Raw genomic sequence first — 22,682 nt, 5'->3', positions numbered from 1 at the left:
ACGGTGCCCTGGTCACGGCTGCTGACGCGGGCGACCGGCCGAGGCCTGCCGGGTGTCCGCGCCGGAGCTGACGTGCCGCTTGGTCTGCTGGGGGCCGTGCCAGTCCAGGCACATCGCGGTGGCATCGTCCTCCAGCCGGCCGTCGGCGGCGTCCCGTACCGCAGACGTCAGTGTCAGCGCGGCCTCCCGCGGGTGCAGGTCCCGGGTGCGCTCCAGCAGGGCGGGCAGGTCGACCTTCTCCCCATGACGTTCGAGCATGCCGTCGGTGAACATGAGCAGACGGTCACCGGGGCGCAGCTCGAGGTCCTGCAGGCGGTAGGCGTGGGGCGCGAACCCGGACAGCCCGAAGGGGTGGTCCACCTCGCAGATGATCGTCTCCACGATCCCCTCGCGCATGCGCAGTGGCCAGGGGTGACCGGCGTTGACGAGCTGGGCCCGCCCGGTGTGGAGATCGATGCGCACCAGTTGCCCGGTGGCGTGACCGTGGCCGTGGTCGGCCAGGGCCTGGTCGGCCCGGTGTGCCTGCTCGGCCAGGTCGGCTCCTGCGCGGCGGGCGCCGCGCAGGGCGCCCACCAGGACCGTGGCGGCCAGGGCGGCGCGGATGTCGTGGCCCATGGGGTCGGTCACCGACAGGTGCAGGGTGTCGCGGTCCAGGGTGTAGTCGAAGGTGTCGCCGCTGAGGTCTTCGGAGGGCTCCAGGTTCCCGCACAGGGTGAACTGTGCGGCCTCGCACGACAGTGACGGGGGCAGCAGCTGGTACTGGATCTCTGCTGCCAGGGTGGGAGGCCTGGAGCGTTTGCCCCAGGTGTAGAGGTCGGTGAAACGCCCGTTGGCGATCACGACGTAGGCCAGGATGTGCGCGGCTTCCCCGACCGCTTCCAGGACGTCCTCGCCGGGGTCGGCCGGCAGGTGCAGTTCCAGCAGACCGATGGCATCCCCCCGGTTGGTGACCGGCACGATCACCCGCTGTCCCCGACCGGTCGCCTCCTGGTACAGCCGCTGGGTGCGGATCACCTCCTCGTAGACGCTGCCGAACATGGGGATCCGCTCCGCCTCCCGTCCCCCCGCCGCGGTGTCGGCGGTGGACAATCGCGCCACCGCCTTCCCCGTCAGGTCCACGATGAGGAAAGAGACATCCGTGGCCTCGAAACGCCGCCGCAGGTCATCCGCGACCACGTCGACAGCCTCCACCGGCGCCGCCTTCTCCGCTGCCGTCAGCAGCCAGGGAAGTCCACTCCGCCCACCACTCACCACCACGGCCCCTTCCAGCAGCCCCACTACCAGCTTGAGAACAGTCACGGTGAGCGTCAATCCGCGAACGTCACGGCAAGTGAAGAAGGTCACGTTGTGCGTGCACGGACATGGGTACGGCGCGGCGTCCGCCCGCGGGCGCGGTCGTCACCGCTGCCTTGGTCTCGATGCCGGGCAGGGGTTGCGCCATACAGTTCGATGGCATGGCGGCGGCGCCCCGATGTCCTGGTCCGACGCCTTGGGGCTCAGGTGACCTGGTCGTGGCGTCCCAGGAAGCGGAAGGTGCCGCCCTTCGCCTGGAACAGGAAGTACGACGCGTTCGGCTCCAGGGTGTGGGGGCCGTCGGTGGTGAAGCGGAGGGTTTTGGCGAGTCCCCGGTAGGTGAGGGCGGACAGGCACTGGGCGACGGCCCCCGGTTCGATGCCGGCCGTCGCGCCCAGTGCCTCCAGGGTGCGCGCGAGCAGTCCCACGGCGTCGTACGCCTCCGGGGACCAGCGCCCGGGTGCTGTGCCGTACCTCGCGCGGTAGGCGGCCGTGAAGGTGCGGGACACGCTGCCGGGATCGGTGAAGGGGGTGGCGAACAGCCAGTCCCGGGCCGCGGTTCCTGCCTGCTGGAGGAAGGCCGGGCGCATGATGTGCCAGGTGCCCAGGCGCGGTCCGGTGAAGCCCGCGTCGGCGAGTGCGCGGGCGCAGCGTGCGGCGCGTTCGGGCGAGGTGCCGCTGAAGACGACGGCCTGCGCCCCGGCGGCGAGGGCGGCGCGGACCGCGGGAGCGAAGTCGTCGCTGTCGGCCGCCACGCGGTGGACGCTGGTCGTGCCCTGATGGGGCGGCGTCCGGGAGAGCTGGTTGGTGAGGCTCGGTCCGGTCCGGTCCGCCGCCCGATCGTCGATGACGGCGGTGCGGTCGACCGGTCGTACGGAGGTCAGGTACGAGGTCAGCGGCAACGCCAGCAGGGAGTCGGGCGCCCGAGTGACGCACAGGGTGCGCAGATTCGACCGGGTGAGGCTGTCGTCGTCGACCGAGATCAGCACCATGGCCGTGCGGGCGTCCTGGTAGAGCGGGCCGGCGGCGAGCGCCGCGGTGGCCGTGCCGGGGCCGAGGACCGCGCTCACCTCGGCCTCGGTGAAGCGCCGGGCCGCCCGCTGGGCGCGGGCCGCCTCGCCCCGGTCGTCGACGGTGTCGAGGGCGAGGCGGAAGGTGATGCCCGCGCGCGCGTTGTGCCGCTCCACGGCGAGCCGCGCCCCGCGCTCCTGCGCCACGCCGTCCGCCTTGTTCTCGCCGCTGAGGTCGGCCTGGAAGCCGAGGGTGTGCACGGGAAGGGCGCCGCCTGAGGCTCCGGCGCCTCCTCGCCCGGCCGCCAGGTAGGCGGTGGCCCCGCCGCCGACGACGACGGAGGCCGCCGCGCTCCCGATCAGGAGCATGCGCCGTCGGGTCGGCGAGCGGGCGTCCTGCGGATGCGGCGGCGCCGGGACGACGGCCGTCGGTTGTGGTGCGGGGCGCCTGGGGGTGGGTATGTCCAGCGCTCGTGCGGAGCGTTCGGCGACCTCGCGGAGGACCGCGGGGGGCAGCCAGTCCTGCTCCGGGTCCTCGGTGATTCCCCGCGCGAGTGAGACCCGCGGGTCACGGAGCGCGGCCGCGACCTCCCTGGCCGTCGGCCGCTCGGTCGGGTCCTTGGCCAGGCAGGCCCCGACCAACGCCCGTAGCTCGCCGGGGACGCCCGCCAGGTCCGGCTCGTGGTGCACCGTACGGAACAGGACGCCCGCGGCGTATCCGGAGCCGAACGGGCGCAGGCCCGAGGCCGCGTACGCCAGCACGCAGCCCAGGGCGAAGACGTCGCTCGCCGGGCCGACCTGCCCGGCGCGGGCCTGTGCCTGCTCCGGTGCGAGGAAGCCGGGCGTCCCCACGACGGCGTCGGGTGCGGTGAGCGCGGTGGCGCCCGCGGCGTGGGCGATGCCGAAGTCGATGAGCCGGGGGCCGTCGAGGGCGAGCAGGACGTTGCCCGGTTTCACATCGCGGTGCACGAGTCCCGCGTCGTGCACGGCGGCCAGTGCGTCGGCCAGCCGGGAACCGAGGGTGCGTACGGTGGCGGTGGGCAGCGCGCCGAAGCCGTCGACAGCCTCGACCAGCGACGGTCCGGGAACGAACTGGGTGGCCAGCCAGGGCTCCCGGGCCTCCGTGTCGGCGGCCACGACCGGTACCAGCCAGCGCCCGGTCAGGCCACGGACCGCCGTCACCTCGCGCCGGAATCGGGTACGGAAGGCCGGGTCCGCCGCGTGCTCGGCACGGATCGTCTTGAGGGCTACGAGCGCTCCGCCCGCCGTACGGGCCAGGTAGACGACGCCCATGCCGCCCGCGCCGAGCCGGGCCAGCAGCCGGTGCCCGCCGATGTCCTCGGGGTCGCCGGCGGTCAGGGGCCGCATCAGAAGTCGACCTTGCCCGCGTACGAGTACCGGCCGCCCTTCACCTCGTAGCGGAAGACCTCGTACCCCTTGAGCCAGCGGGACTCCTGGTCGAACGCGTACGTCCGGACCAGTCCCTTGTACGTGCGCCTCGCCAGCAGGTCGTACAGCCTCTTCCGGGAGGGGCGGCCGCCGGCCTCGGTGAGGCGGGTGATGACCATGCGGGCCACGTCGTACGCCTCGGCCGCCCAGTACGGGGGTGCGGAGCCGTAGCGCTTTCGGTACGCGGCGGCGAAGGCGTGGACGGGGGCGGCCGACGGGTCGATGTACGGGGCGAAGACCTGCCATCCGTCGGCGGCGGCGCCCGCGGCGGTCAGGAACTCCGGTTCGGCGGCCGGGTAGCCGAGGACCCGCAGGCCGTTGAAGTCCGTCCGCGCGAGGGAGCGTGCGACGGCCGCGGCACGGAGGGGGGTGCCCGTGTAGACGAAGCCGTCCGGCCGGTGCGCGACCATCTCGGCGACCACCGGTGTGAGGTCCTCGGCCAGCCGCGGTGCGACGCGCGGCTCGCCGGCGATCTTCAAGACGCCGAGGTTCTGGAACATGGTGTGGCCGAGCTGCCAGGCGGGGACGCCGCCGTCGCGGTCGATCAGGACCCCCACCCGCTGGGCGCCCTGGGTCCGCAGGGAGTACGCGGCCGTGGCGGGCAGGCTCGTGTAACCGGGGACGGCCTGCAGGAAGTGGCGGGGCGCCGCGACGCCGTACACGGACTGCGCGGAGGACGCCGTGAGCTGGGGGACGAGCTGCTCGTCGTAGCTGTCGAGGCTCGCCCCGGTTGTCTCGTCGCCGGTCGAGCCGATGACGGCGAGCAGGTCGCGGTCGGCGGCGAGGGTGCGGGCCACCTTGGCGGCGCGGGTCGCGTCGCCCTGGTCGTCGACTGTCTTGAGGGTGAGGGTGAAGGGTTTGTCCTCGCGGGCGTTGAACTGCTCGACGGCCAGCCGTACCCCGCGTTCCTGGGCCTGTCCGACGGTTCTCCGCGGGCCGGACAGGTCGGCCTGGACACCGAGGAGCCGGCGGCGCGCACGGGTCGAGGCGGCGGGCGCGCTGCCGTCGTCGCGTCGGGCGGCCCAGAGGGCGGCACCGCCACCGGCCGCGAGCAGGGCCGCGCCGCCCAGCAGCAGGACGCGGCGGCGGCTGGAGGGACGTGGCGGTGCGGGTGCGTCCGCGGGAACTCCCGTCGATTGCCCGTCCGTTGCCGCGTCGAGGGCCGTCGCCTCGATGTCCGGGAGGGCGAGCATCGCGGCGGAGCGGTCCGCGATGAGTCGTACGACGGCGTCGGGCAGCCAGTCGACGGTGTCGTGGGGCGTGTCCTCGACCAGCGTCTCGTCCACCTCGCGGGCGGTGGGCCGGGCAGCCGGGTCCTTGGCGAGGCAGCATTCCAGGAGCGCGCGCGTGTCGTCGGGGACACCGTCGAGGTCGGGCTCGTCGTGCACGGTGCGGTAGAGGAGGGCGTCCACCGCTCCGGTGCCGAAGGGCGGGCGCCCGGTGGCGGCGTAGGCGAGGAGGCAGCCGAGGGCGAAGACGTCGCCGGCGGGCGAGGCGGGCTGTGCCTGGGCCTGGGCCTGTTCCGGTGCGAGGAAGCCGGGGGTGCCGATGACCATGTCGGCCGAGGTGAGCGCCGTCTCCTCGGGGGCACGGGCGATGCCGAAGTCGATGAGGCGAGGGCCGTCGACGGCGAGCAGTACATTGCCGGGCTTGACGTCGCGGTGGACAAGTCCCGCGTCGTGCACGGCGGTCAAGGCGCGGGCCAGCATCCGACCGAGGACGCGCACACCGCGCGACGGCAGCGGGCCGCAGGTGGCGACGGCCTCGGCGAGCGAGGGGCCGGGCACGAACGTGGTGGCGAGCCAGGGCGCGGCCGCGTCCGGGTCGGCGCCGGTGACCGGCACGGCCCAGGGGCTGTCCACGCGCCGGGCGGCTAAGACCTCACGGCGGAAGCGCGCGCGGAACTCGGGCTGGTCGGCGTACTCGGGCAGGATCACCTTGACGGCGGCCAGCTCCCCCGATGCGGCACGCCCGAGATAGACGACGCCCATGCCGCCGGCGCCGAGTCGGCCGAGCAGACGGTGACCACCGATGCGGACCGGGTCGGAGGGGGTGAGCTTCTCGATCATCGCCGGGACCCCTTCGTGCCGGTGGGCCGGGAGGAGGAGGGCGCGGCCGTGGTCGGAGCGTCCCGTTCGATCGCGGCTCTGAGGCGGGCGCGCATGCCCACGTGCGGATCCCGCAGCCGGTCGAACAGGTCTGCCCGGGACCAGCCCTTGGCTCCCTTGGCGCAGACGGCGAGGGTGAACTGGCCGATGCGGGTCTGCTCCCAGAGGTACGGGTGGGGGCCGCCGACTTCGGCACTCGTGTAGGTGCCGAGTTCGTTGAGAACGTCGTCGGCGTACTCGTTCCCGGAGTCGCCGAAGGAGGCCGGTACGTCGTTCAGGGACGTGATCACCTCGTCGGAGCGCAGCTGCTGCGAGGGGCAGCGCAGCATCTCCTCCAGGACCTCGGCGTTCTCCCAGTCGGCCTGCTCGGCAGTGCGGTGCACCGTGACGACGGCGCTGAGCCGGAGCGGGCCCTTGGCGCCGCTCGCCGGTATCTCGTAGGACCGGGTCGAGGTGGCGAGCACGTTCTCCGGGAGCGCCTGCTGGTGCCAGACGCAGTCGTCGCCGAGGACCGGCCAGCGTCGCGGGTCGCTCTCGTACGGGGTCCGGCGGACCGCGCCGGGGTCGAAGGCCGAGGGGTCCGGGAGGACGGCACGGATCAGAGCGGCGGCTTGCGTCCTCGTACCCGGGAGTCTGGCGGGGTCGATGTCGACGACCTCGGTCGGCGACGGGCCGGCAGTCGTGGCACCTGCCTTTGTGGCGGGCGTCGAGCCGGACGGTTCCCCTCCGCCGGAGGTGCAGCCGAGTGTCAAGCCGCACGCCGCGACGGCGCAGCTGAGGCGCACCGCTCCTCTGATCAGGACCACCAGTCCCCCCGCAATCACCAGTCCACCACGCGTCCGCCGTGATGCTATGCGGTAACCGGCCTCACGTCCCGGCCAGTTGACGGTCACGTGGCACAGCCGTACCCCGACTGTCACACGCCCGGAACAGCCCCGTCCCCTGCCGAAGACGCCTCCGGCGGCCTGCGCCCCGGCCGGGGCCGGGTGCCGGGGCTCCTCATCATCCACGCCCCGGAACCCGCGTCCCCTTCAGCGGAAGCTGTGGGATCAGTGACGTCAAGCCGTGCGCTTGTGCATCACGTCGAGGTAGTGACGGTCTCGGTGAGGCACATGATTGTCCCGGCCGGGGAGGCTGAAGACCGCGCAGACGTCAGCGGGCCGGGTGAGGATGCTGGACTGCTCGCCGAAGGTGAGGGTGTCGTTGACGTGGTGCTCACAGCCTGCGGTGTCGAGGGCCGTGACCAGTTCCTCGCGGGCCACTGTGGCCTCGAACGACTCTGATTCCGCCAGGACGAGAGAGGGGAGCTTCGCGGTCGAGCCGGGCCAGAGGCTGATCCAGATGCCGCTGACCGCCCGCTGGGTGACGACCAGCTCGAGTCCGCCCCAGGAGTAGGGGTAGCCGTCGATGTCGGGCCCCTTCAACCGGATGGCGGGGTGCGGACGCCCCGGACCGAGGAGATCCTCGGCCTCGGTCAGGGGCATTCCGCAGTGAAGAGGCCCGATCCGGCCGGTACGGGCGAAGTCGACGAGGACGTCCATCAAGGTCACGGCAGTGACTGTGACATGCCTCCGGGGGCGTTCGCATTCCGATATCAGCTCGGACTCCGCCTCTCCTGGGCTGGACGCGCTGATCGTTGCAGGCGGTCGGCAGCACAGAGGGGGGACTGACCATGGCCGACGGCACCACCCGGCTCCACCTCGACCGCACGCCGGAGTCGGTCCCATCCCTTCTGCTTCGGCCAGATCACTCGAATCACTGAAGTGGCCGAACTTGACATCGACCCATAGGTGCCCAGGGCATCTAATGAAGATCGGCACGACGCACTTCTTCGTCTGCGAGGTCTTTCCATGACGGATCTGACGGACACCTCCGGCCCGCTGAGCCCGGCCGGCCCCGTCGCCTTCCCCCAGGACCGCACCTGCCCCTACCACCCGCCCACCGGATACGGCCCGCTGCGCGACGGACGAGCCCTGTCCCGCGTCACCCTGTACGACGGCCGCGAGGTCTGGCTGGTCACCGCGCACGCCACGGCTCGCGCCCTGCTCGCCGACCCCCGCCTGTCCACCGACCGCAACCGTCCCGACTTCCCCGTCCCCACGGAGCGCTTCGCGGGGGTCCGCGCCCGCCGGGTGGCCCTGCTCGGGGTGGACGACCCCGAGCACCGCCGGCAGCGGAAAATGGTGATCCCGTCGTTCACCCTCAAGCGCGCGGCCGAACTGCGGCCCCTGATCCAGCGGACCGTGGACGGGCGGCTGGACGCGATGATCGCGCAGGGGCCGCCCGCCGAGCTGGTCTCCGCCTTCGCGCTGCCCGTGCCGTCTATCGTGATCTGCGGTCTGCTCGGAGTGCCGTACGCCGACCACGAGTTCTTCGAGGAACAGTCCCGCAGGCTGCTGCGCGGTCCCACGGCCGCGGACACCCAGGACGCCCGCGCACGGCTGGAGGACTACCTCGGCGCACTGATCGACGACAAGGCGAAGGAGCCGGGGCCCGGCGCCGGCGTCCTCGACGACCTCGTCCACCACGAGCTGCGTGACGGCGCCCTCGACCGCGACGGACTCGTGGCGCTCGCCGTCATCCTGCTGATCGCGGGCCACGAGACGACCGCCAACATGATCTCCCTCGGCACCTTCACGCTGCTCCGGCACCCCGACCGGCTGGCCGAACTGCGCGCCGATCCCGCGCTGCTGCCCGGCGCCGTCGAGGAACTGCTGCGCATGCTGTCCATCGCGGAAGGGCTCCAGCGGGTGGCGTTGGAGGACATCGAGATCGCCGGCACCACGATCCGGGCCGGCCAGGGCGTGCTCTTCGCGACCTCGGTGATCAACCGCGACCCGGCCCAGTACGAGGACCCCGACACCCTGGACCTCCACCGCTCCGGCCGCCACCACCTGGCGTTCGGGTTCGGCATCCACCAGTGCCTGGGCCAGAACCTGACCCGCGCGGAGCTGGAGATCGCCCTCGGGAGCCTGCTGACCCGGCTGCCCGGACTGCGGCTGGCCGCCCCCGCCGAGGAGATCCCGTTCAAACCCGGCGACACGATCCAGGGGATGCTGGAACTCCCCGTGACCTGGTAAGAGGCTCTGCTCATGCACATCGACATCAACAAGGACGTCTGTATCGGCGCCGGCCAGTGCGCGCTGGCCGCCCCACGCGTCTTCACCCAGGACGACGACGGCTACAGCACCCTGCTCCCGGGCCGTGAGGACGGCGCGGACGACCCCATGGTGCGGGAAGCGGCCCGCGCCTGCCCGGTCAGCGCGATCACGGTGTCGGAGACGGCCGGCTGATCCGGTCCCGGCCGGCGGCCGCCACCAGCACCCGCGCCGCCTCGCGGGCCTCGGCCGCCGGTCGTGCACTCCCGAACCCGTGCCCCGTGGCGTGTGGGGCTGTTCGGCACGCTCTGCGAGGCGAGGCCCATGGGCGCGGTGGGCGGCTCGGGGCGTATCGCCGCCAGATGTGCTGCGCAGTCGGTGGAAGCTACCGTCCCCGCCCTGGACGCCTCGTGGGACTCGCACGCCTCAGCGGTTCCTCGGTCAACGCCACGAACACGGTGGTCGGACCGAGGCTCACACACCCGTCCGGGCCAGTCGCGCCGCGGTGTGCTCCAGCAGCATCTCCAGAACGGCCGGATAGGCGCTGTGGGGCATGCGCCGGGCGAGCAGGCGGGCCGTGGCGGCGATGTTCGGATGCGACTCGGCCGGCAGCCGTGCGTAGGTGGACTCCCACATCTCCTCGTCCGCCGTACGGGCCTCGTCCGTCAGTGCGAGCGAGCCCGCGTCCAGCGCGGCGAAGGCGAGGCTCTGGTCGATGAAGGCGTGGTAGGCGTGGACCGCCGCCGCATCGGGAAGGCCGGCGCCGCGCAGGATGCCGAGGATCGTCTCGTCCACCGCGATCTCCCGGGGCCGGCCGGTGACCCGGCTGGCGGTGAGCACGGCCGCCTGGGGGTGGGCCAGGTAGGAGGCGTGGATGGCCAGCCCCAGGGCGCGCAGATCGGCACGCCAGTCCCCGGTGGGCTCCCAGCTGTCGAGCGCCCGCCCCATCAGCTCGTCCCCGATTGCGCGGGTCAGATCGTCCATCCCGGAGAAGTACCGGTAGAGCGTGCTCGGATCGGCGCCCAGCGCCGTACCCAGACGGCGGGCCGTCAGCCCGGTGCTGCCGTGCTCGCGCAGCACGCGCAGGGCGGTCCGCACGATGATCTGTTCGGACAGCACGGTGCCGGTGCGTGTGGGCCGCCGCCGACGGCGCGCCGACTCCGGCACCACTTCCTTCGCCATGTCCGCCGCCTCCTCGTACTCCGGTCCCCGACCCGCACGGCCGACCCTTATGCCAACGCTGTTGACCTTACCTGGCTCCATCCCGTTGCATCGGTCCCGTCCGGAGGCGTCCGCCTCCGGGAAGAAAGGTGTGCGACATGCGAGTACTTCTCGTGGGCGCGGGCGGCGTCGGAACCGCCGTCACCCGGATCACGGCCCGCAGGGACTTCCTCACCCACATGGTGGTCGCCGACTACGACCTCGCCCGGGCCGAGGCCGCTGTCGCGGCGCTGGGAAAGGAGGGCGGCCGGTTCAGCGCGCTGCGGCTGGACGCCTCGGACCAGGACGCGGTGCGCCGGGCTCTCACGGAACAGCGCTGTGACGTGCTGCTCAACGCCACCGACCCCCGGTTCGTGATGCCCCTGTTCCAGGCGGCCCTGGAGGCCGGTACGCACTACCTGGACATGGCGATGTCCCTGTCGGCGCCGCACGCGTCCCGCCCGTACGAGGAATGCGGCGTGAAACTCGGCGACGATCAGTTCGCGCTGGCTGGGCGCTGGGCACAGGCCGGCAGACTGGCCCTGGTCGGCATGGGCGTCGAGCCTGGTCTGTCCGACGTCTTCGCGCGCTACGCGGCCGACGAACTCTTCGACGAGATCGAGGAGATCGGCATCCGCGACGGCGCCGACCTGACCGTCGAGGGCTACGACTTCGCCCCCTCCTTCAGCATCTGGACGACCATCGAGGAATGCCTCAACCCTCCCGTGGTCTACGAGAAGGACCGCGGCTGGTTCACCACCGCTCCGTTCAGCGAACCCGAGGTCTTCGACTTCCCCGAGGGCATCGGCCCGGTGGAGTGCGTCAACGTCGAACACGAAGAGGTGCTGCTGATCCCCCGCTGGGTGGACGTGCGCCGCGTCACCTTCAAGTACGGTCTCGGCGACGACTTCATCGCCAAGCTGAAGACCCTCCACGAGCTGGGCCTGGACTCGACCGCCGAGGTCACGGTGCCCGGCGAGGAGGGGCCGGTGCGGGTGTCCCCGCGTGACGTCGTCGCGGCCTGCCTGCCCGATCCGGGCACTCTCGGCGACAGAATGACCGGCAAGACGTGCGCGGGCACCTGGGTCAAGGGCACGAAGGACGGCGCGCCGCGCGAGGTGTACCTCTACCACGTGGTCGACAACCAGTGGTCGATGCGCGAGTACGGCTCCCAGGCCGTCGTCTGGCAGACGGCCGTCAACCCGGTCGTCGCCCTGGAACTGCTGGCCACCGGCGCCTGGACGGGCAACGGCGTCCTCGGACCGGAGGCCCTCCCGCCCCGCCCCTTCCTCGGCCTGCTCACCGAGTACGGGTCTCCGTGGGGACTGCGCGAGCAGGGATGAGTTCCGCGCCCTGGGGCCGGTGCAAGGGCCGATCGCCACAGCGGCTCAGGGACCGGCCCGGTGGTGCGGGCCGGCCCCTGCCGGTGTGCCGTCTTGGGGGGTCAGCGGATCCTCATGGTCGCCATCATGCCCATCGCCGAGTGGTCGAGCATGTGGCAGTGGTACACGTAATCCCCCGTGTAGGTGTCGAACGTCGCCTGGAGCTTGACCGTCTCACCGGGCTGGAGCACCACCGTGTCCTTCAGGCCCGACTCGGCGGGCCCCGGGGCGTTGCCGTTGCGTTCGATCACCCGGAACTGCACCAGGTGCATGTGGAAGTTGTGCGGGGCCTTGACGTTGGCGTTGGTGACCGTCCAGATCTCGCTGGCGCCGTAGCGGACGCCGGCGTCGATCCGCTCGGGGTCGTACAGCTTCTCGTCCATGTACGCCGCAGGGTTGAGGCGGCCGTCCTCGTCCATGCGCATCACGACGGTGCGGTTGGCCGTGGGGGTGGGCAGCGGCGGCAGGGTGCGCAGCACGGAGGGGACGGAGCTGGGGTCTTCGGCGGTGTGTGTCACGTCGAAGCGCATGACCTGTCCGACCTGCTCGAGGGGGCCGCGGCCCCCGGTGTTCTGCAGCACCACCTGGGTGCCGACCGGGTAGCGCGAGAAGTCGATGACGACGTCGGCGCGTTCACCGGAGGACAGGTAGACGGACTTGGTGGTGTTCGGGCTGGGGAGCAGTCCGCCGTCGGAACCGATCTGGACCATGTCGCTGCCGTCGGCGAGGCGCAGCTCGTAGAAGCGCATGTTGGAGGTGTTGGCGAAGCGCAGCCGGTACTTGCGGGCGGCGACCTCGAAGTACGGGTAGGGGGCGCCGTTCACCAGGAGGGTGTTGCGGTTGCGGTCGCTCATGGCGTACACCAGCTGGCCCGTGGCGTCGAAGTCCGCGTCGCGCAGCTGGATCAGCACGTCGTACCGGCCCTTGGGCAGGGGCAGGGCCGCCTCGGTGTCGTCGCAGATCAGATAGCTGCCCTGCAGACCACGGTAGACGTTCTCCGACTCCACGTGGTGGGCGTGGTCGTGGTACCAGAGCGAGGCGTGCGGCTGCTTGTTGGGGTAGGTGTACACCCGCTTGCCGCCCGGCTCGATGGTCTCCATCGGGCCGCCGTCGCTGTCCCGCGGGACCGAGGCGCCGTGCAGATGGCGTGAGATGGGGACGTCCAGCCCGTTGCGCTGGACGATGACGACGGGGCGGTTCTTGCGTGCCTTGATGGTCGCGCCGGGGAACTGGCCGTCGTAGGTGAGTACGTCGGTCTGGATGCCGGGCAGGATCTCCTTGGTGACCTTGCGCGTGGTGCTCTCGTAGATGTCCACGCCGCCGGCGGTGGAGACGGGCTTCGCCACCGGGATGAGGGGCATGGGCACCTTGAACAGCTCGATCGCCAGGGGTGTGGTCCCGGTCGCCGGTGCGTCTGCGGCTTCGGCGGCGCGGGCGGAGAGCAGGGGTACCAGCGAGGCCCCGGTGAGTCCCGCGGATCCGGCCGCGATTCCCGTGGCAAGCACACGGCGTCTGGTGACCATGATGTGTCGTCCTCCTTGGGTGGTGCCTGGTCGAACCGGTGGATCTGCAAGGAGCCGGTCAGCCGGGACGGGTGCCTTGCCGGTGTGCGGTGCGGTGCGAGACGTGCCGGGGCATCCGGGCCGGCTCGAAGGGCCCGGATGCCGCTGTATGCGTGTGGGCCGGCTGCCGGTTCGCGGCGTCGTCGGCCGCGCCGTGCCGGGCCTGTTCAGGTGGGAATGCCCTCGCGCTTGATCGTGGGGACGGCGATGCCGAGCGCGCGCAGCTGCTCGAAGGGATTCATGAACTCGCGGTTCCGCACGATCTTTCCGTCGTCGAGCTGGAAGGAGTGCAGGAAGTGGTTCTCGTAGTAGCCCTCGGGGTAGCCCCGGAAGCGGATCTTTCCGTGGCCGTCGCACTCGACCCAGAAGAAGTTCGGGTCCTGCGTCTCGAAGACCTGGATGTTGTACCACTCCCAGTCCGGGAAGCATTCCAGCGACCAGACTCCGTGCTCGGCCAGGCGGTCGCGCCCCTCGATGACGATGGGCTCCCCGGTGTCGTTGGTCCACAGGCCGCCGCTGCCGTGCTCGACGAACAGCTCGTGCCGCTTCAGACGGGCCGGCCCCTTGGTGTCCGCCAGGTACTTCTCGACGGTGGCGCGGTTCTTGCGCCGCAGTTCGACGGCGTCGGTGAAGCCGTGCGGTGCGTCGTCAGCCATGGTCTCCCCCAGCGGTGTGTCAACGGGCCGAAGCAGGCATGAGTGTCGTTGCCGCGGCTTGGGACCGGGTCGAGAAGTGTTCGAGGACCTGCGGCGATGGTGTGCCGGAGCACATACCCCGGCGGCGGGCGCGGGCCGCGCAGAGGGGGCCGGGGGCTGTGGGGCGGTGTGTCGGTCGTGGTCCGCGACGGGCCGGGGCGTGACTCCCGTCGGTCTCGAGCGGAACGCGATGTGCCACGTGCAGGCTGGGACACGCATGCCCAGTCCGCGTGCACGACCATCGCGTCCCTGGACTTCGCAGGGCACGAGAAAGGGGACCTGATCCGATGGCAGGCGCTCGCCCCGAGGCCGCAGCGGTTTCCAAGACGACCCCCACCCCGCACGGCGCGGGCGGGCGGCCACCCGGTCCGGCCGCCGCCGAGCAGGCGGTGACGGGCGAACTGCTCGAGCTGGCCCTGGGATACGTGTACTCGGCGGCTCTGCACACCGCCGCGCGGTTCGCCATCGCCGACCACCTCGCGGACGGCCCCCGCACGGCCGACGAACTCGCCGAGGCGGCGCAGGTCGACGGCCCTTACCTGTACCGGCTGTTGCGGTTCCTGGCCACGAAGGGTGTCTTCCGCGAGGACGAGGAGGGCCGCTTCCACCTCACCCCGCTCGCCGAGCCGTTGCGCACCCACGCGGAGCGGTCGCTGCGGGACTACATCATGGTCCGTGGCGAGGCGGTCTTCTGGGAGTCGGCGGGCCACCTCCACGAGGCGGTGCGCACCGGAACGACCGCCTTCGAGCACCTGTACGGCGTCCCCTTCTACGACCATGTCGCGGCCGACGCGGACTTGGGCAAGGCCTTCAACTCCAGCATGGCGGCGTTCTCCGAGACATTGAGCAACGACGTCGCCGAGGCCTTCGACTTCTCCGACGCCAAGAGCGTGGTCGATGTGGGTGGCGGGCGCGGCGGTCTGCTGCGCGCGGTCCTGCGGCGCAACGCGCACATGACGGGCACCCTGTTCGACCTCCCCTCCGTGGTGGCCGGGCATGTCCTGGACCTCCCGGAGCTGGTGGGACGCTGGAGCGCTCAGGGCGGGGACTTCTTCACCTCCGTGCCGGCCGGCGCCGACGTCTATCTCCTCAAGCACGTGCTGGCCAGCTGGCCGGACGAGGAGTGCGTACGCATCCTGCGGACCTGTCGGCGCGCCATGCCCGCGCACGGACGGCTGCTGGCCGTCAACGCCATGATCCCGGCGGGCAACGAGCCGCACCCGGGCAAGACCATCGACATGCTGATGATGACGGTCCTGAACGGAAAGGGCCGCACCCGTGCGGAGTACGAAGCGCTGCTCACGGCGGGCGGCTTCACCGTCGTGCGCGTACTGGAGCCCTCGCCGCACGCGTCGGTGATGGAGGCGGTCCCGGCCGACTGAGCGCACCCGGCCGGCGTGACATGAAGGCGGTGGCTCTCGTGCCCCATCGGCGTGCGCGCCCACACCGCGGTGGTGACCTGAAGACGCCGGTCGTTTCGGATCGGGCAGGGCCCTCGCACGCGAGTACAGCTCCTGTTCGGTCCGTGGGACGGACGGACGTGCGATGCCGTAGCGCGGTGGTGCCGGGGTGTCTTCCGGACCGATCCGCCGGGCGGCGTACGCGGTCGCGGGGTGAGTGCCGCGGCCGCGTACGGCGGGGTTGCTAGGGCTGGAGGCGGGTGATCCGCCAGCCGTGGCCGGTGCGGTCGTAGCGCAGCCGTTCGTGCAGCCGGTCGGTGCCGTTGGCCCAGAACTCCACGGCGGCGGGAGCGAGGCGGTAGGCCGCGTACGTCGCGGGGCGTGGCAGCGGCCGCTGCGGCTCGCCCAGCTCGCGGGCCCGCACGCGCAGTTCGGCGAGGTGGTCGAGGTCCTCGACCGGCCGGCTCTGCCGGGAGACGGTGGTCATGGCGTGGGTGAAGACGGGCCGCGCGCACCACAGGGCCTCCGCCTCGGCGTCGGACAGCCGCTGCACGGGGCCCGCCACGGTGATCTGCTGGCTGGTCTCCCTCCAGTACAGGACGCCGGACGCCCAGGGGTTGTCGGCCAGTTCGCGGCCCTTTCGGCTGTCGGCGTGGGTGGTGAAGACCAGGCCGTCATCGGTGGCGGAGGTGACCACCACGATGCGGGAGGAGGTGCGGCCGCGGGTGTCGGCGGTGGCCAGAGCCAGCGCGCGGGGCTCACGCACCCCGTGCACGGTGGCCGTCTCCAGCCACGATGTCAGCAGGCGCATCGGCTCGGCGGGCGGTGCGAGAAACTCGGGGAACTCCACCGTGACGGTGCCGGTGAGCGATTCGGAGCGGGTGGAACCCACGCGGGCCTCGTCCGGCGTGGTGCCGGGGGCCTGGTGCGCGGGGGACAGGTCAGACATGGAGCACCCCTTCGATCGTGACGACGCCGTGGCCGGAGACCTCGACGGAGTCGACCCGGTCTCCCTCCCCGTGCACGAGCGCACCCATGGGAGAGGGACGGCCGATCTCGACGCCCTGCGTGATCTCGATGCGCTGCCCGTAGGCGGCGAGACCGTGCCGGGCGAGATGGATGGCGATGGGACCGGCCGCGGAGCCGGTGGCGGCGTCCTCCACCACTCCGTAGGCGGGCGAGAACATGCGGTTGCGCCAGGAGAGGCCGGATCCCGCGTAGCAGTTGGCGGCCATGTCGGGGAACCGGGCCAGGGCGCGGTGGTCGGGGTCCACCTTCGACAGGGCCTCGATGCTGTCGAAGCCGACCAGGACGTGCCGCGGGCCGTTGCGGTAGATCTCCACCGGGAGCGTGGAGTCGCCGACGCCGAGGGCCTCGAGGAGTTCGGCCGTACGGTCGAAGGGCTCCCACACGGGCACCGGCTGGCGCATGCTCGCCGCGACGACCGTACCGCCCGCGCGCCGGAGTTCGAAGGGGATCACGCCCATGGCGGTCTCGATCCGCAGCCGGTCGGCGTCGGTGCGTCGGCCCAGGGCGATGGCGGTACCGAGCAACGGGTGTCCTGCGAACGGGAGTTCGTTGACCGGGGTGAAGATCCGCACGTGGGCGTCGGTGCCGTCCTGCCGGGGTGTGAGCACGAACGTCGTCTCCGAGAGGTTCATCTCCCGTGCGATGCGCTGCATCCGGTCGGCGGTCAGGTCGTCGCTGCCGAAGAACACCGCCACCGGGTTGCCGGTGAGGGGCGTTCGCGCGAACGCGTCGACCACGACATAGGTGTGCATGGGTTCTCCCACTCGTGGTACGGGTGCGGGCCTCGCCGGGAATCCTTGCGGCGGCGGGGCGGGGCGGGGGGGGGGGGGGGGGGGGGGGGGGGGGGGCCGGGCCCCCCCCCGGGGGGGGGGGGGGGGGGGGGGGGGGGGGGGGGGGGGGGGGGGGGGGGGGGGGGGGGGGGGCGTGGGGGGGGGGGGGGGGGGGGGGGGGGGGGGGGGGGGGGGCGCGGGGCGGCCCCCGGCCGGGCGCATCGGGGGTGGATCGGATCGGCTGGGGGTCAGGCCGGGTCGGCGGTACGGGCCGGTGCGAGCAGGCCGGACAGGAGCGTGCCGACGATGCGGGGCCCTTCCCGGGTGAGCACGGACTCGGGGTGGAACTGCAGGGAGGCGAAGTGGGGTCCGCGCAGCGCATGGACCTCCCCGGTGGCCGCGTCCCGGCTGGCCCGGACGGGACCCACCCCGTCCACGGTGACCGTGTCCTCCTCGCTGACCAGGGCGAAGGTGTTGTAGAAGCCGACCTGTTCCCGGTTCCCGAACAGGTCGATCTCCTTCTGCACCCCCTGGTTGGGCACCGTCCTGCGGCGCAGCGGCAGTCCGAGCCTGAGTCCGAGGATCTGGTGGCTGAGGCACACGGCGAAGAACGGCCGGCCCGTGCGCAGCAGTGTCTCGACGGTGGTGTGCAGGTGCCGCATCCTCGGGTGCGCCCTCTCCTGCGGATCGCCCGGCCCGGGCCCCATCACGACCAGGTCGTGGCCCGTCAGGGCGTACTCCTCGTCGTAGCGGCGGACCGTCACATGCAGTCCCAGGGAACGCAGTTGCTGGTCGATCATGGCGGTGAAGGTGTCCTCGGCGTCCACGACGAGGACGCTGCGGCCGGCCAGCCCGGGCAGCGCGGAGACACGCTCGGCGGTGTCGGACAGCCAGAAGGCGGCGAGGGAGTCGTTGCGTCGCTCCAGTGCCCGGCGCACGCTGGGGTGGTCGGCGAAGCGCTGCGCATGGCCGCCGTCGAGGGCGGCGACGAGTCCGGCCGCCTTGGCGCGGGTCTCGGCGGCCTCGGAGGCGGGGTCGGAGTGCCGCACGATGGTGGCGCCCACGGCGATGTCGATGCGTCCCTCGCGGTTGATGTCGGCGGTGCGGATGAGGATCGCGGAGTCCATGACCCGCCCGCCGGCGGCGTCGCGTCCGATGAGCGCGGCGACGCCGCTGTAGTAGCCGCGGCCCCCCGGTTCGTACTGGTGGATGATGCGGCAGGCGCTCTCGAGCGGGCTGCCGGTGACGGTGGGGGCGAACATGGTCTCGCGCAGGATGTCGCGCACGTCGCGGCCGGTGCGCCCTTCGATGAAGTACTCGGTGTGCGCGACCCGGCCCATCTCCTTCAGGTAGGGGCCCACGACACGGCCGCCCGCCGGGCAGATCCGGGCCATCATCTTCAGTTCCTCGTCGACGACCATGTACAGCTCGTCGGTCTCCTTGCGGTCGGCGAGGAAGTCCAGCACGCCCGGCAGCGTGGGCCCGGAGGGCGGGTAGCGGTAGGTGCCGCTGATGGGGTTCATGACGGCCGTGCCGCCCTCGAGGCTGACGTGCCGCTCGGGCGAGGCGCCGACCAGGATCCGGGTGCCGGTGTCGATCAGGAACGTCCAGTGGGCACCGGACTCGCGTTCCAGGAGCCGGCGGAAGAGGGCGGGGGCGCTGTGCGTGCCGTAGTCGGTGATGTCGGCGACGAAGGTGCGCTTGATGACGAAGTTCGCGCCCTCCCCCGTGCCGATCATCTCCTTGACGATGCGGCGCACCGTTTCCTCGTAGGCGGCGTCGTCGACGTCGAAGTCCGCGCCCGCCAGCGGGGTCGGCACATCGGGGATCCGGGCCAGCGCCTGGGCGAGCGGCAGCCGCTGCTGGCCGGTGACCGTCATGGCCACCAGGGGCGTGGCGTCGTCGGCGCAGGCGAAGCCGCGCTCGCTGAGCTGCCGGTAGGGAACGACGACGAGGACCTCGTGGTGCGCACCGGTGTCCGTGTCCGGGGTCGGGGGCAGCGGGATGTCGGCGAGCGTGGCCGGCCAGGACACCGAGCCGGCCAGCACCTCCACGATGCCGGGTCCCGTCGTGGCGGGCCGGTGCAGCAGGGCGTAGGGCTGCGGCCGGTCGTTCAGCACCTGCTGGAGCAGGTCGCCGGCGCTGTCGTGGCCGGGTGTCCGCGGCGGACGGCGCGTCATGTGAACAGCCCCTTGGCGGTGGTGACCTTGGCGCAGCACTCGGCGGCGTAGGTGAGTGCCGAGCGGTGGTGGCGGGGGGTGAAGTCCGCCGTGGCGTCCGCGACGAGGAACGGCTGGATGTCGTGGGTGAAGGCGTCGACGGCGGTGGCCAGCACGCCGACGTGGGCGTAGACGCCGCACAGGATGAGCTGGTCACGGCCCTCCGCGCGCATCCGCTCCAGCAGGTCGGTGCGGAAGAACGCGCTGTAGCGCCACTTGGTGAACAGCCAGTCGTCCGCGGCCGGCGCGAGGGCGTCGACCACCTGGCGGTCCGCGGGTTCGGGTCGCATGCCCGGGCCCCAGAAGTCCTTGAGCAGACCGCGTTGTCCGTCATCCATGCCGCCGGGCTGGGCGGTGTAGGCGACCGGGATGCCCAGGGCCGCGCAGCGGTCGCGCAACCGCGCCGCGCCGCGCACGAGTTCCTGGCGCATGGAGTCGGGGAAGGGGGCGAGGAAGTAGCGCTGCATGTCGTGGACCAGAAGGACCGACCGGTCGGGATCGGCGTTCCAGTGCACGACGGGGGTGGGCAGGTCGCCCTCGGCGGGCAGCGGGTACGGGTCGATGGGGGGTATGCCGGTCATGGCTCCAGTTCCTGGCTTGCCGGGTCGGTGAGGGGATGCGCGGCGCGACCTCGTGCGCACGGGCCGCCTTCAGGCGGCCCAGGACGAGACCACGGCGACGGCCTGCCACGGGTTGAGGCGGGGGTCGCAGTGCGAGGTGTAGCGCTCGCCCACGGAGTCGAGGCCAGCCTCGGTGGCGGCGCATTCGGTGACGTCGTCCGGCGTGGTCTCCAGGTGCAGTCCACCGGCGACGCCGCCCGCGCCGCGCACGGCCTCGACGAAGCGGGACACTTCGAGCGAGACGGTCGGTACGAGCCGTGTCTTGCGGCCGCCGGGTGCCGTCACGGTGTTGCCGTGCATGGGGTCGGTGAGCCAGACCACGGGGTGGCCGGCGTCGCGTACGGCCTCGACGAGGCGGGGCAGCCGGTCGCTGACGCGGTCGGCTCCCATCCGTGCGATGAGGGTGAGCCGGCCGGGGTCGCGCCAGGGGTCGAGCCGCTCACACAGGGCGAGCAGTTCACCCGGTTCCATGGCCGGTCCGACCTTGCACGCCACCGGGTTGCTCACCTGGGCGAGCAGGGCGACGTGGGCGCCCTCGACCTGGCGGGTGCGTTCGCCGATCCACGGCCAGTGCGTCGAGCCGAGGAAGAGCCGTCCCGCCTCGTCGGTGCGGAGCATGGGCATCTCGTAGTCGAGGAGGAGCGCCTCGTGGCTGGTCCACACCACCGGCTCGACGGTGTCGCGTCGGGCGGCGCGGTCCCGCCAGCCCAGGTGCTCGACGATGTCGCAGGCGGCCATGTAGCTGGTGAGGATCCGCAAGGGGTCGGGGCGGCGGCTGTCGTGGTCAGGCTCCGGGCCGTTCACCATGTGGCCGCGGAAGACGGGGAGTTCGATGCCGTCGACGGCTTCGGTGGGCTGGGAGCGGGGCTTGGCGAACTGGCCCGCGATCCGTCCCGCGCGCAGGACGGGCTTGCAGGTGATCAGGCCGAGCGTCCCGGCGAGCAGGTCGAGCAGTGCGGCCTTGCGGGCGACGTGGTCGCGGGTGCACTCCCCCGGGTCCTCGGCGCAGTCACCACTCTGCAGCACCATGGCCTCGCCGAGCGCCACCTTGCCCAGCAGGGTCCGCAGCGTGGCCACGTCGTCGGCCCGCACGAGGGTGGGGCGTTGGGCGAGTGCCTCGGTCACCCGGCTCACCTGCCGCAGGTCGCTCCATTCGGGCTGCTGTAATGCCCCGCGGATACGAATCTCCCGTATGACGTCTTCCATGAAGATCTCCGATACCGAGCGCCCGCACCGCTGGAAGGGGTTCATGAGCTCGCGGTTCTGCTGGGTCGTCCCATTTATTTCGAGCAACTCAATGGACAGGAAAAATGATTCCGACAGGTTGCTCTCGGCACACATGATCCCGTCAGCGATCCTGCACCAGGAGACAAGTGTCCGCAATGAAGATCCACGAATGGTCAATTAGCACTCGAGGCGCATTCGATCGGGACACCATCGGTGTATACGAATATCGGTGACCGGTTTTCAGGAATGCAGTGGATAATCCGCCGGGAATTATGCGCTCGGTCAGTTGGCGGGCATCCCGGCCAGGACGAGGGCGTGCGCGCGGCCGGCCGCAGGCCGTTGTGGGGCCGGGCCGGTGGGCCGCGATGGATGCGACGCGGATGACCCGTCGTCCGATCACCTGCGTCACCGACGACGAGGTACTGGTCGGGCCAGCGGCGCAGCTTTTGGTAGTGGCGCCAGCGGTTCTCGCCGTGGGTGCAGCCGTAGACCGGGCCGAGCGGCGTGGCGGCCTGGATGAGCTCGCGCAGGAGCGGGTGGCGCAGGTTGCCCGCGGCGCGCAGCAGCCCTGCGTGGTCGGTGGGCGCCGGCTCGCCGTCAGCGGTGCAGAGCGTCACCGACCAGCGGCCGCCTTCCACGGGGTTGAGCATGCCCTGACACGGATGGCCGGGCGAAGCCATGAGCAACAGGCTTTTCCAGTCGGCGACATGGCCGATGGGCGGCGCGAACACGGCGGAGGCGTAGGCGGTCCGGGCGGCGACGACCGATTCCCCGGGGGGTTCGTAGCCGAGTTCGGCCAGCCATCGGGGGCGTGCCGGTCGCGGCGGCGCACCCATACGCCGGTGACCGTGTCGTTGCGGCCGGGCTGCAGGCTCACGACCTCGTGCTCGTACAGGAAGCCCACCGTGGGGTCGGCGCGCAGCCGGTCGCGTACCACCCCCCGTCGATGAGGTCGCAGCCGGCGCTCAGCATCGACAGGCCCGAGTCGAACCGAGGCAGCCAGCCCCCGGGGCCGAGGAGCAGCGTGTCCTCGGGCATGCGGACGCGGACCGCTCCGGCGCGGGAGAGGTCGTCACCGATGCCGGGGAACAGCTGCTCAAGGCCCTGCTGGGCGGCGGTCATGAGGCTGTGCGTGTGCCGTGCGTGGGGTACGCCTCGGCGCCTGCCGGAGCCGGACGGCTGCCGGTCGCGTTCGATGACGGTGACCCGGTCCATGAAGTTGGCCAGAGCCCGGGCCGCGGTCAGCCCGGCCAGGCTCGAGCCGATCACCACGGCATGGCCGTGGCCGGCGCCGGCAACACGTGCGTCCAGTTTCAACTCGGCCGCCTTCCCCTGTGCGTGACAGTTGCATCATGCGGCGCGCGGCCGTCGTCAGGACAGGGTGTGCCCGGCGGGTGCCCGCGGGCGGGGGCGCGGCGACGGCGGCGTCCGGGGCCGTGCGTACCCGGCGGTGTTCAGCACCGATGTGCCGGGTGGCGGGGCTCACGGCGGCACGGTCAGGGGCGGGTGCGCACGGCCCGCGCGGGGTGCCGGGCGGCAGTGACCTCTCAAGCGATGCTCGAGAGGGGCGCGATGAGAGCTTTGGCGGGCGTCGAGGGGACGGGACCGGTGCGACCGGAC

The 22,682-nt window shown here is 72.1% G+C and carries 19 protein-coding genes; 4 read left to right on the top strand and 15 right to left on the bottom strand.

The window, feature by feature from the left end; genetic code table 11:
• Positions 1–12: 12 nt before the first annotated feature.
• From ACGFRF_RS22635 to ACGFRF_RS22615, 5 genes are all read right to left on the bottom strand, one after another.
• Positions 13–1,191 (bottom strand): PP2C family protein-serine/threonine phosphatase, encoded by a 1,179-nt coding sequence (locus tag ACGFRF_RS22635; RefSeq protein WP_393742706.1) that lies wholly within the window; start codon positions 1,189–1,191, stop codon positions 13–15.
• A 305-nt stretch (positions 1,192–1,496) separates the two neighbouring features.
• Complete coding sequence (locus ACGFRF_RS22630; RefSeq protein WP_393742594.1) at positions 1,497–3,671, bottom strand: bifunctional serine/threonine-protein kinase/ABC transporter substrate-binding protein; 2,175 nt, start codon at positions 3,669–3,671, stop codon at positions 1,497–1,499.
• Positions 3,671–5,821, bottom strand: coding sequence for a bifunctional serine/threonine-protein kinase/ABC transporter substrate-binding protein (locus ACGFRF_RS22625; RefSeq protein WP_393742592.1), 2,151 nt, complete (start codon positions 5,819–5,821; stop codon positions 3,671–3,673). The genes ACGFRF_RS22630 and ACGFRF_RS22625 overlap by 1 nt, the downstream gene beginning before the upstream one ends.
• Positions 5,818–6,645 carry a hypothetical protein gene (locus tag ACGFRF_RS22620; protein ID WP_393742590.1) on the bottom strand — a complete coding sequence of 276 codons (828 nt, stop codon included), beginning with the start codon at positions 6,643–6,645 and terminating at the stop codon, positions 5,818–5,820. The genes ACGFRF_RS22625 and ACGFRF_RS22620 overlap by 4 nt, the downstream gene beginning before the upstream one ends.
• Before the next feature lie 273 nt (positions 6,646–6,918).
• Positions 6,919–7,410, bottom strand: coding sequence for a hypothetical protein (locus ACGFRF_RS22615; RefSeq protein ID WP_393742588.1), 492 nt, complete (start codon positions 7,408–7,410; stop codon positions 6,919–6,921).
• Between the two features lie 300 nt (positions 7,411–7,710).
• On the opposite strand from ACGFRF_RS22615, the gene ACGFRF_RS22610 reads away from it, so the two are divergent.
• The gene (locus tag ACGFRF_RS22610) at positions 7,711–8,940 is read left to right on the top strand and encodes a cytochrome P450 (RefSeq protein ID WP_393742586.1); all 1,230 of its coding nucleotides are present in this window, start codon (positions 7,711–7,713) and stop codon (positions 8,938–8,940) included.
• 12 nt (positions 8,941–8,952) lie between these two features.
• Positions 8,953–9,153: a ferredoxin gene (locus ACGFRF_RS22605; protein ID WP_393742584.1), complete on the top strand. Its 201-nt coding sequence runs from the start codon at positions 8,953–8,955 to the stop codon at positions 9,151–9,153.
• A gap of 279 nt (positions 9,154–9,432) precedes the next feature.
• Here ACGFRF_RS22605 and ACGFRF_RS22600 read toward each other — a convergent pair whose 3' ends face one another.
• Complete coding sequence (locus ACGFRF_RS22600) at positions 9,433–10,140, bottom strand: TetR/AcrR family transcriptional regulator (RefSeq protein WP_393742582.1); 708 nt, start codon at positions 10,138–10,140, stop codon at positions 9,433–9,435.
• 137 nt (positions 10,141–10,277) lie between these two features.
• On the opposite strand from ACGFRF_RS22600, the gene ACGFRF_RS22595 reads away from it, so the two are divergent.
• Positions 10,278–11,501 (top strand): saccharopine dehydrogenase family protein, encoded by a 1,224-nt coding sequence (locus ACGFRF_RS22595; protein WP_393742580.1) that lies wholly within the window; start codon positions 10,278–10,280, stop codon positions 11,499–11,501.
• 101 nt (positions 11,502–11,602) lie between these two features.
• Here ACGFRF_RS22595 and ACGFRF_RS22590 read toward each other — a convergent pair whose 3' ends face one another.
• The gene (locus tag ACGFRF_RS22590; RefSeq protein WP_393742578.1) at positions 11,603–13,063 is read right to left on the bottom strand and encodes a multicopper oxidase family protein; all 1,461 of its coding nucleotides are present in this window, start codon (positions 13,061–13,063) and stop codon (positions 11,603–11,605) included.
• Positions 13,064–13,269: 206 nt separating this feature from the next.
• Positions 13,270–13,758 carry a PhzA/PhzB family protein gene (locus ACGFRF_RS22585; protein ID WP_393742576.1) on the bottom strand — a complete coding sequence of 163 codons (489 nt, stop codon included), beginning with the start codon at positions 13,756–13,758 and terminating at the stop codon, positions 13,270–13,272.
• Positions 13,759–14,084: 326 nt separating this feature from the next.
• Between ACGFRF_RS22585 and ACGFRF_RS22580 the strand changes: the two genes are divergently transcribed.
• Positions 14,085–15,179, top strand: coding sequence for a methyltransferase (locus tag ACGFRF_RS22580; RefSeq protein WP_393742574.1), 1,095 nt, complete (start codon positions 14,085–14,087; stop codon positions 15,177–15,179).
• A gap of 262 nt (positions 15,180–15,441) precedes the next feature.
• Here ACGFRF_RS22580 and phzG read toward each other — a convergent pair whose 3' ends face one another.
• The 7 genes from phzG to ACGFRF_RS22545 form a co-directional block, all read right to left on the bottom strand.
• Positions 15,442–16,146: a phenazine biosynthesis FMN-dependent oxidase PhzG gene (gene phzG / locus ACGFRF_RS22575; RefSeq protein ID WP_393742572.1), complete on the bottom strand. Its 705-nt coding sequence runs from the start codon at positions 16,144–16,146 to the stop codon at positions 15,442–15,444.
• Positions 16,139–16,978 carry a PhzF family phenazine biosynthesis isomerase gene (locus tag ACGFRF_RS22570; protein WP_393742570.1) on the bottom strand — a complete coding sequence of 280 codons (840 nt, stop codon included), beginning with the start codon at positions 16,976–16,978 and terminating at the stop codon, positions 16,139–16,141. The genes phzG and ACGFRF_RS22570 overlap by 8 nt, the downstream gene beginning before the upstream one ends.
• A gap of 266 nt (positions 16,979–17,244) precedes the next feature.
• Positions 17,245–19,176 (bottom strand): chorismate-binding protein, encoded by a 1,932-nt coding sequence (locus ACGFRF_RS22565; protein WP_393742568.1) that lies wholly within the window; start codon positions 19,174–19,176, stop codon positions 17,245–17,247.
• The gene (locus ACGFRF_RS22560) at positions 19,173–19,796 is read right to left on the bottom strand and encodes an isochorismatase family protein (protein WP_393742566.1); all 624 of its coding nucleotides are present in this window, start codon (positions 19,794–19,796) and stop codon (positions 19,173–19,175) included. The genes ACGFRF_RS22565 and ACGFRF_RS22560 overlap by 4 nt, the downstream gene beginning before the upstream one ends.
• 69 nt (positions 19,797–19,865) lie before the next feature.
• Positions 19,866–21,041, bottom strand: a complete 1,176-nt coding sequence (locus ACGFRF_RS22555) for a 3-deoxy-7-phosphoheptulonate synthase (protein WP_393742564.1) — start codon at positions 21,039–21,041, stop codon at positions 19,866–19,868.
• 194 nt (positions 21,042–21,235) lie between these two features.
• Positions 21,236–21,793 (bottom strand): hypothetical protein, encoded by a 558-nt coding sequence (locus tag ACGFRF_RS22550; RefSeq protein WP_393742563.1) that lies wholly within the window; start codon positions 21,791–21,793, stop codon positions 21,236–21,238.
• A 142-nt stretch (positions 21,794–21,935) separates the two neighbouring features.
• Positions 21,936–22,379, bottom strand: coding sequence for an NAD(P)-binding protein (locus ACGFRF_RS22545; RefSeq protein ID WP_393742561.1), 444 nt, complete (start codon positions 22,377–22,379; stop codon positions 21,936–21,938).
• Positions 22,380–22,682 lie beyond the last annotated feature (303 nt).

This window comes from Streptomyces sp. NPDC048521 (assembly GCF_043199855.1).
Classification (GTDB): Bacteria; Actinomycetota; Actinomycetes; order Streptomycetales; family Streptomycetaceae; genus Streptomyces.
The sequence above is the reverse complement of the archived record's forward strand: the minus strand, read 5'-3'. Positions and strand labels throughout refer to the sequence as shown.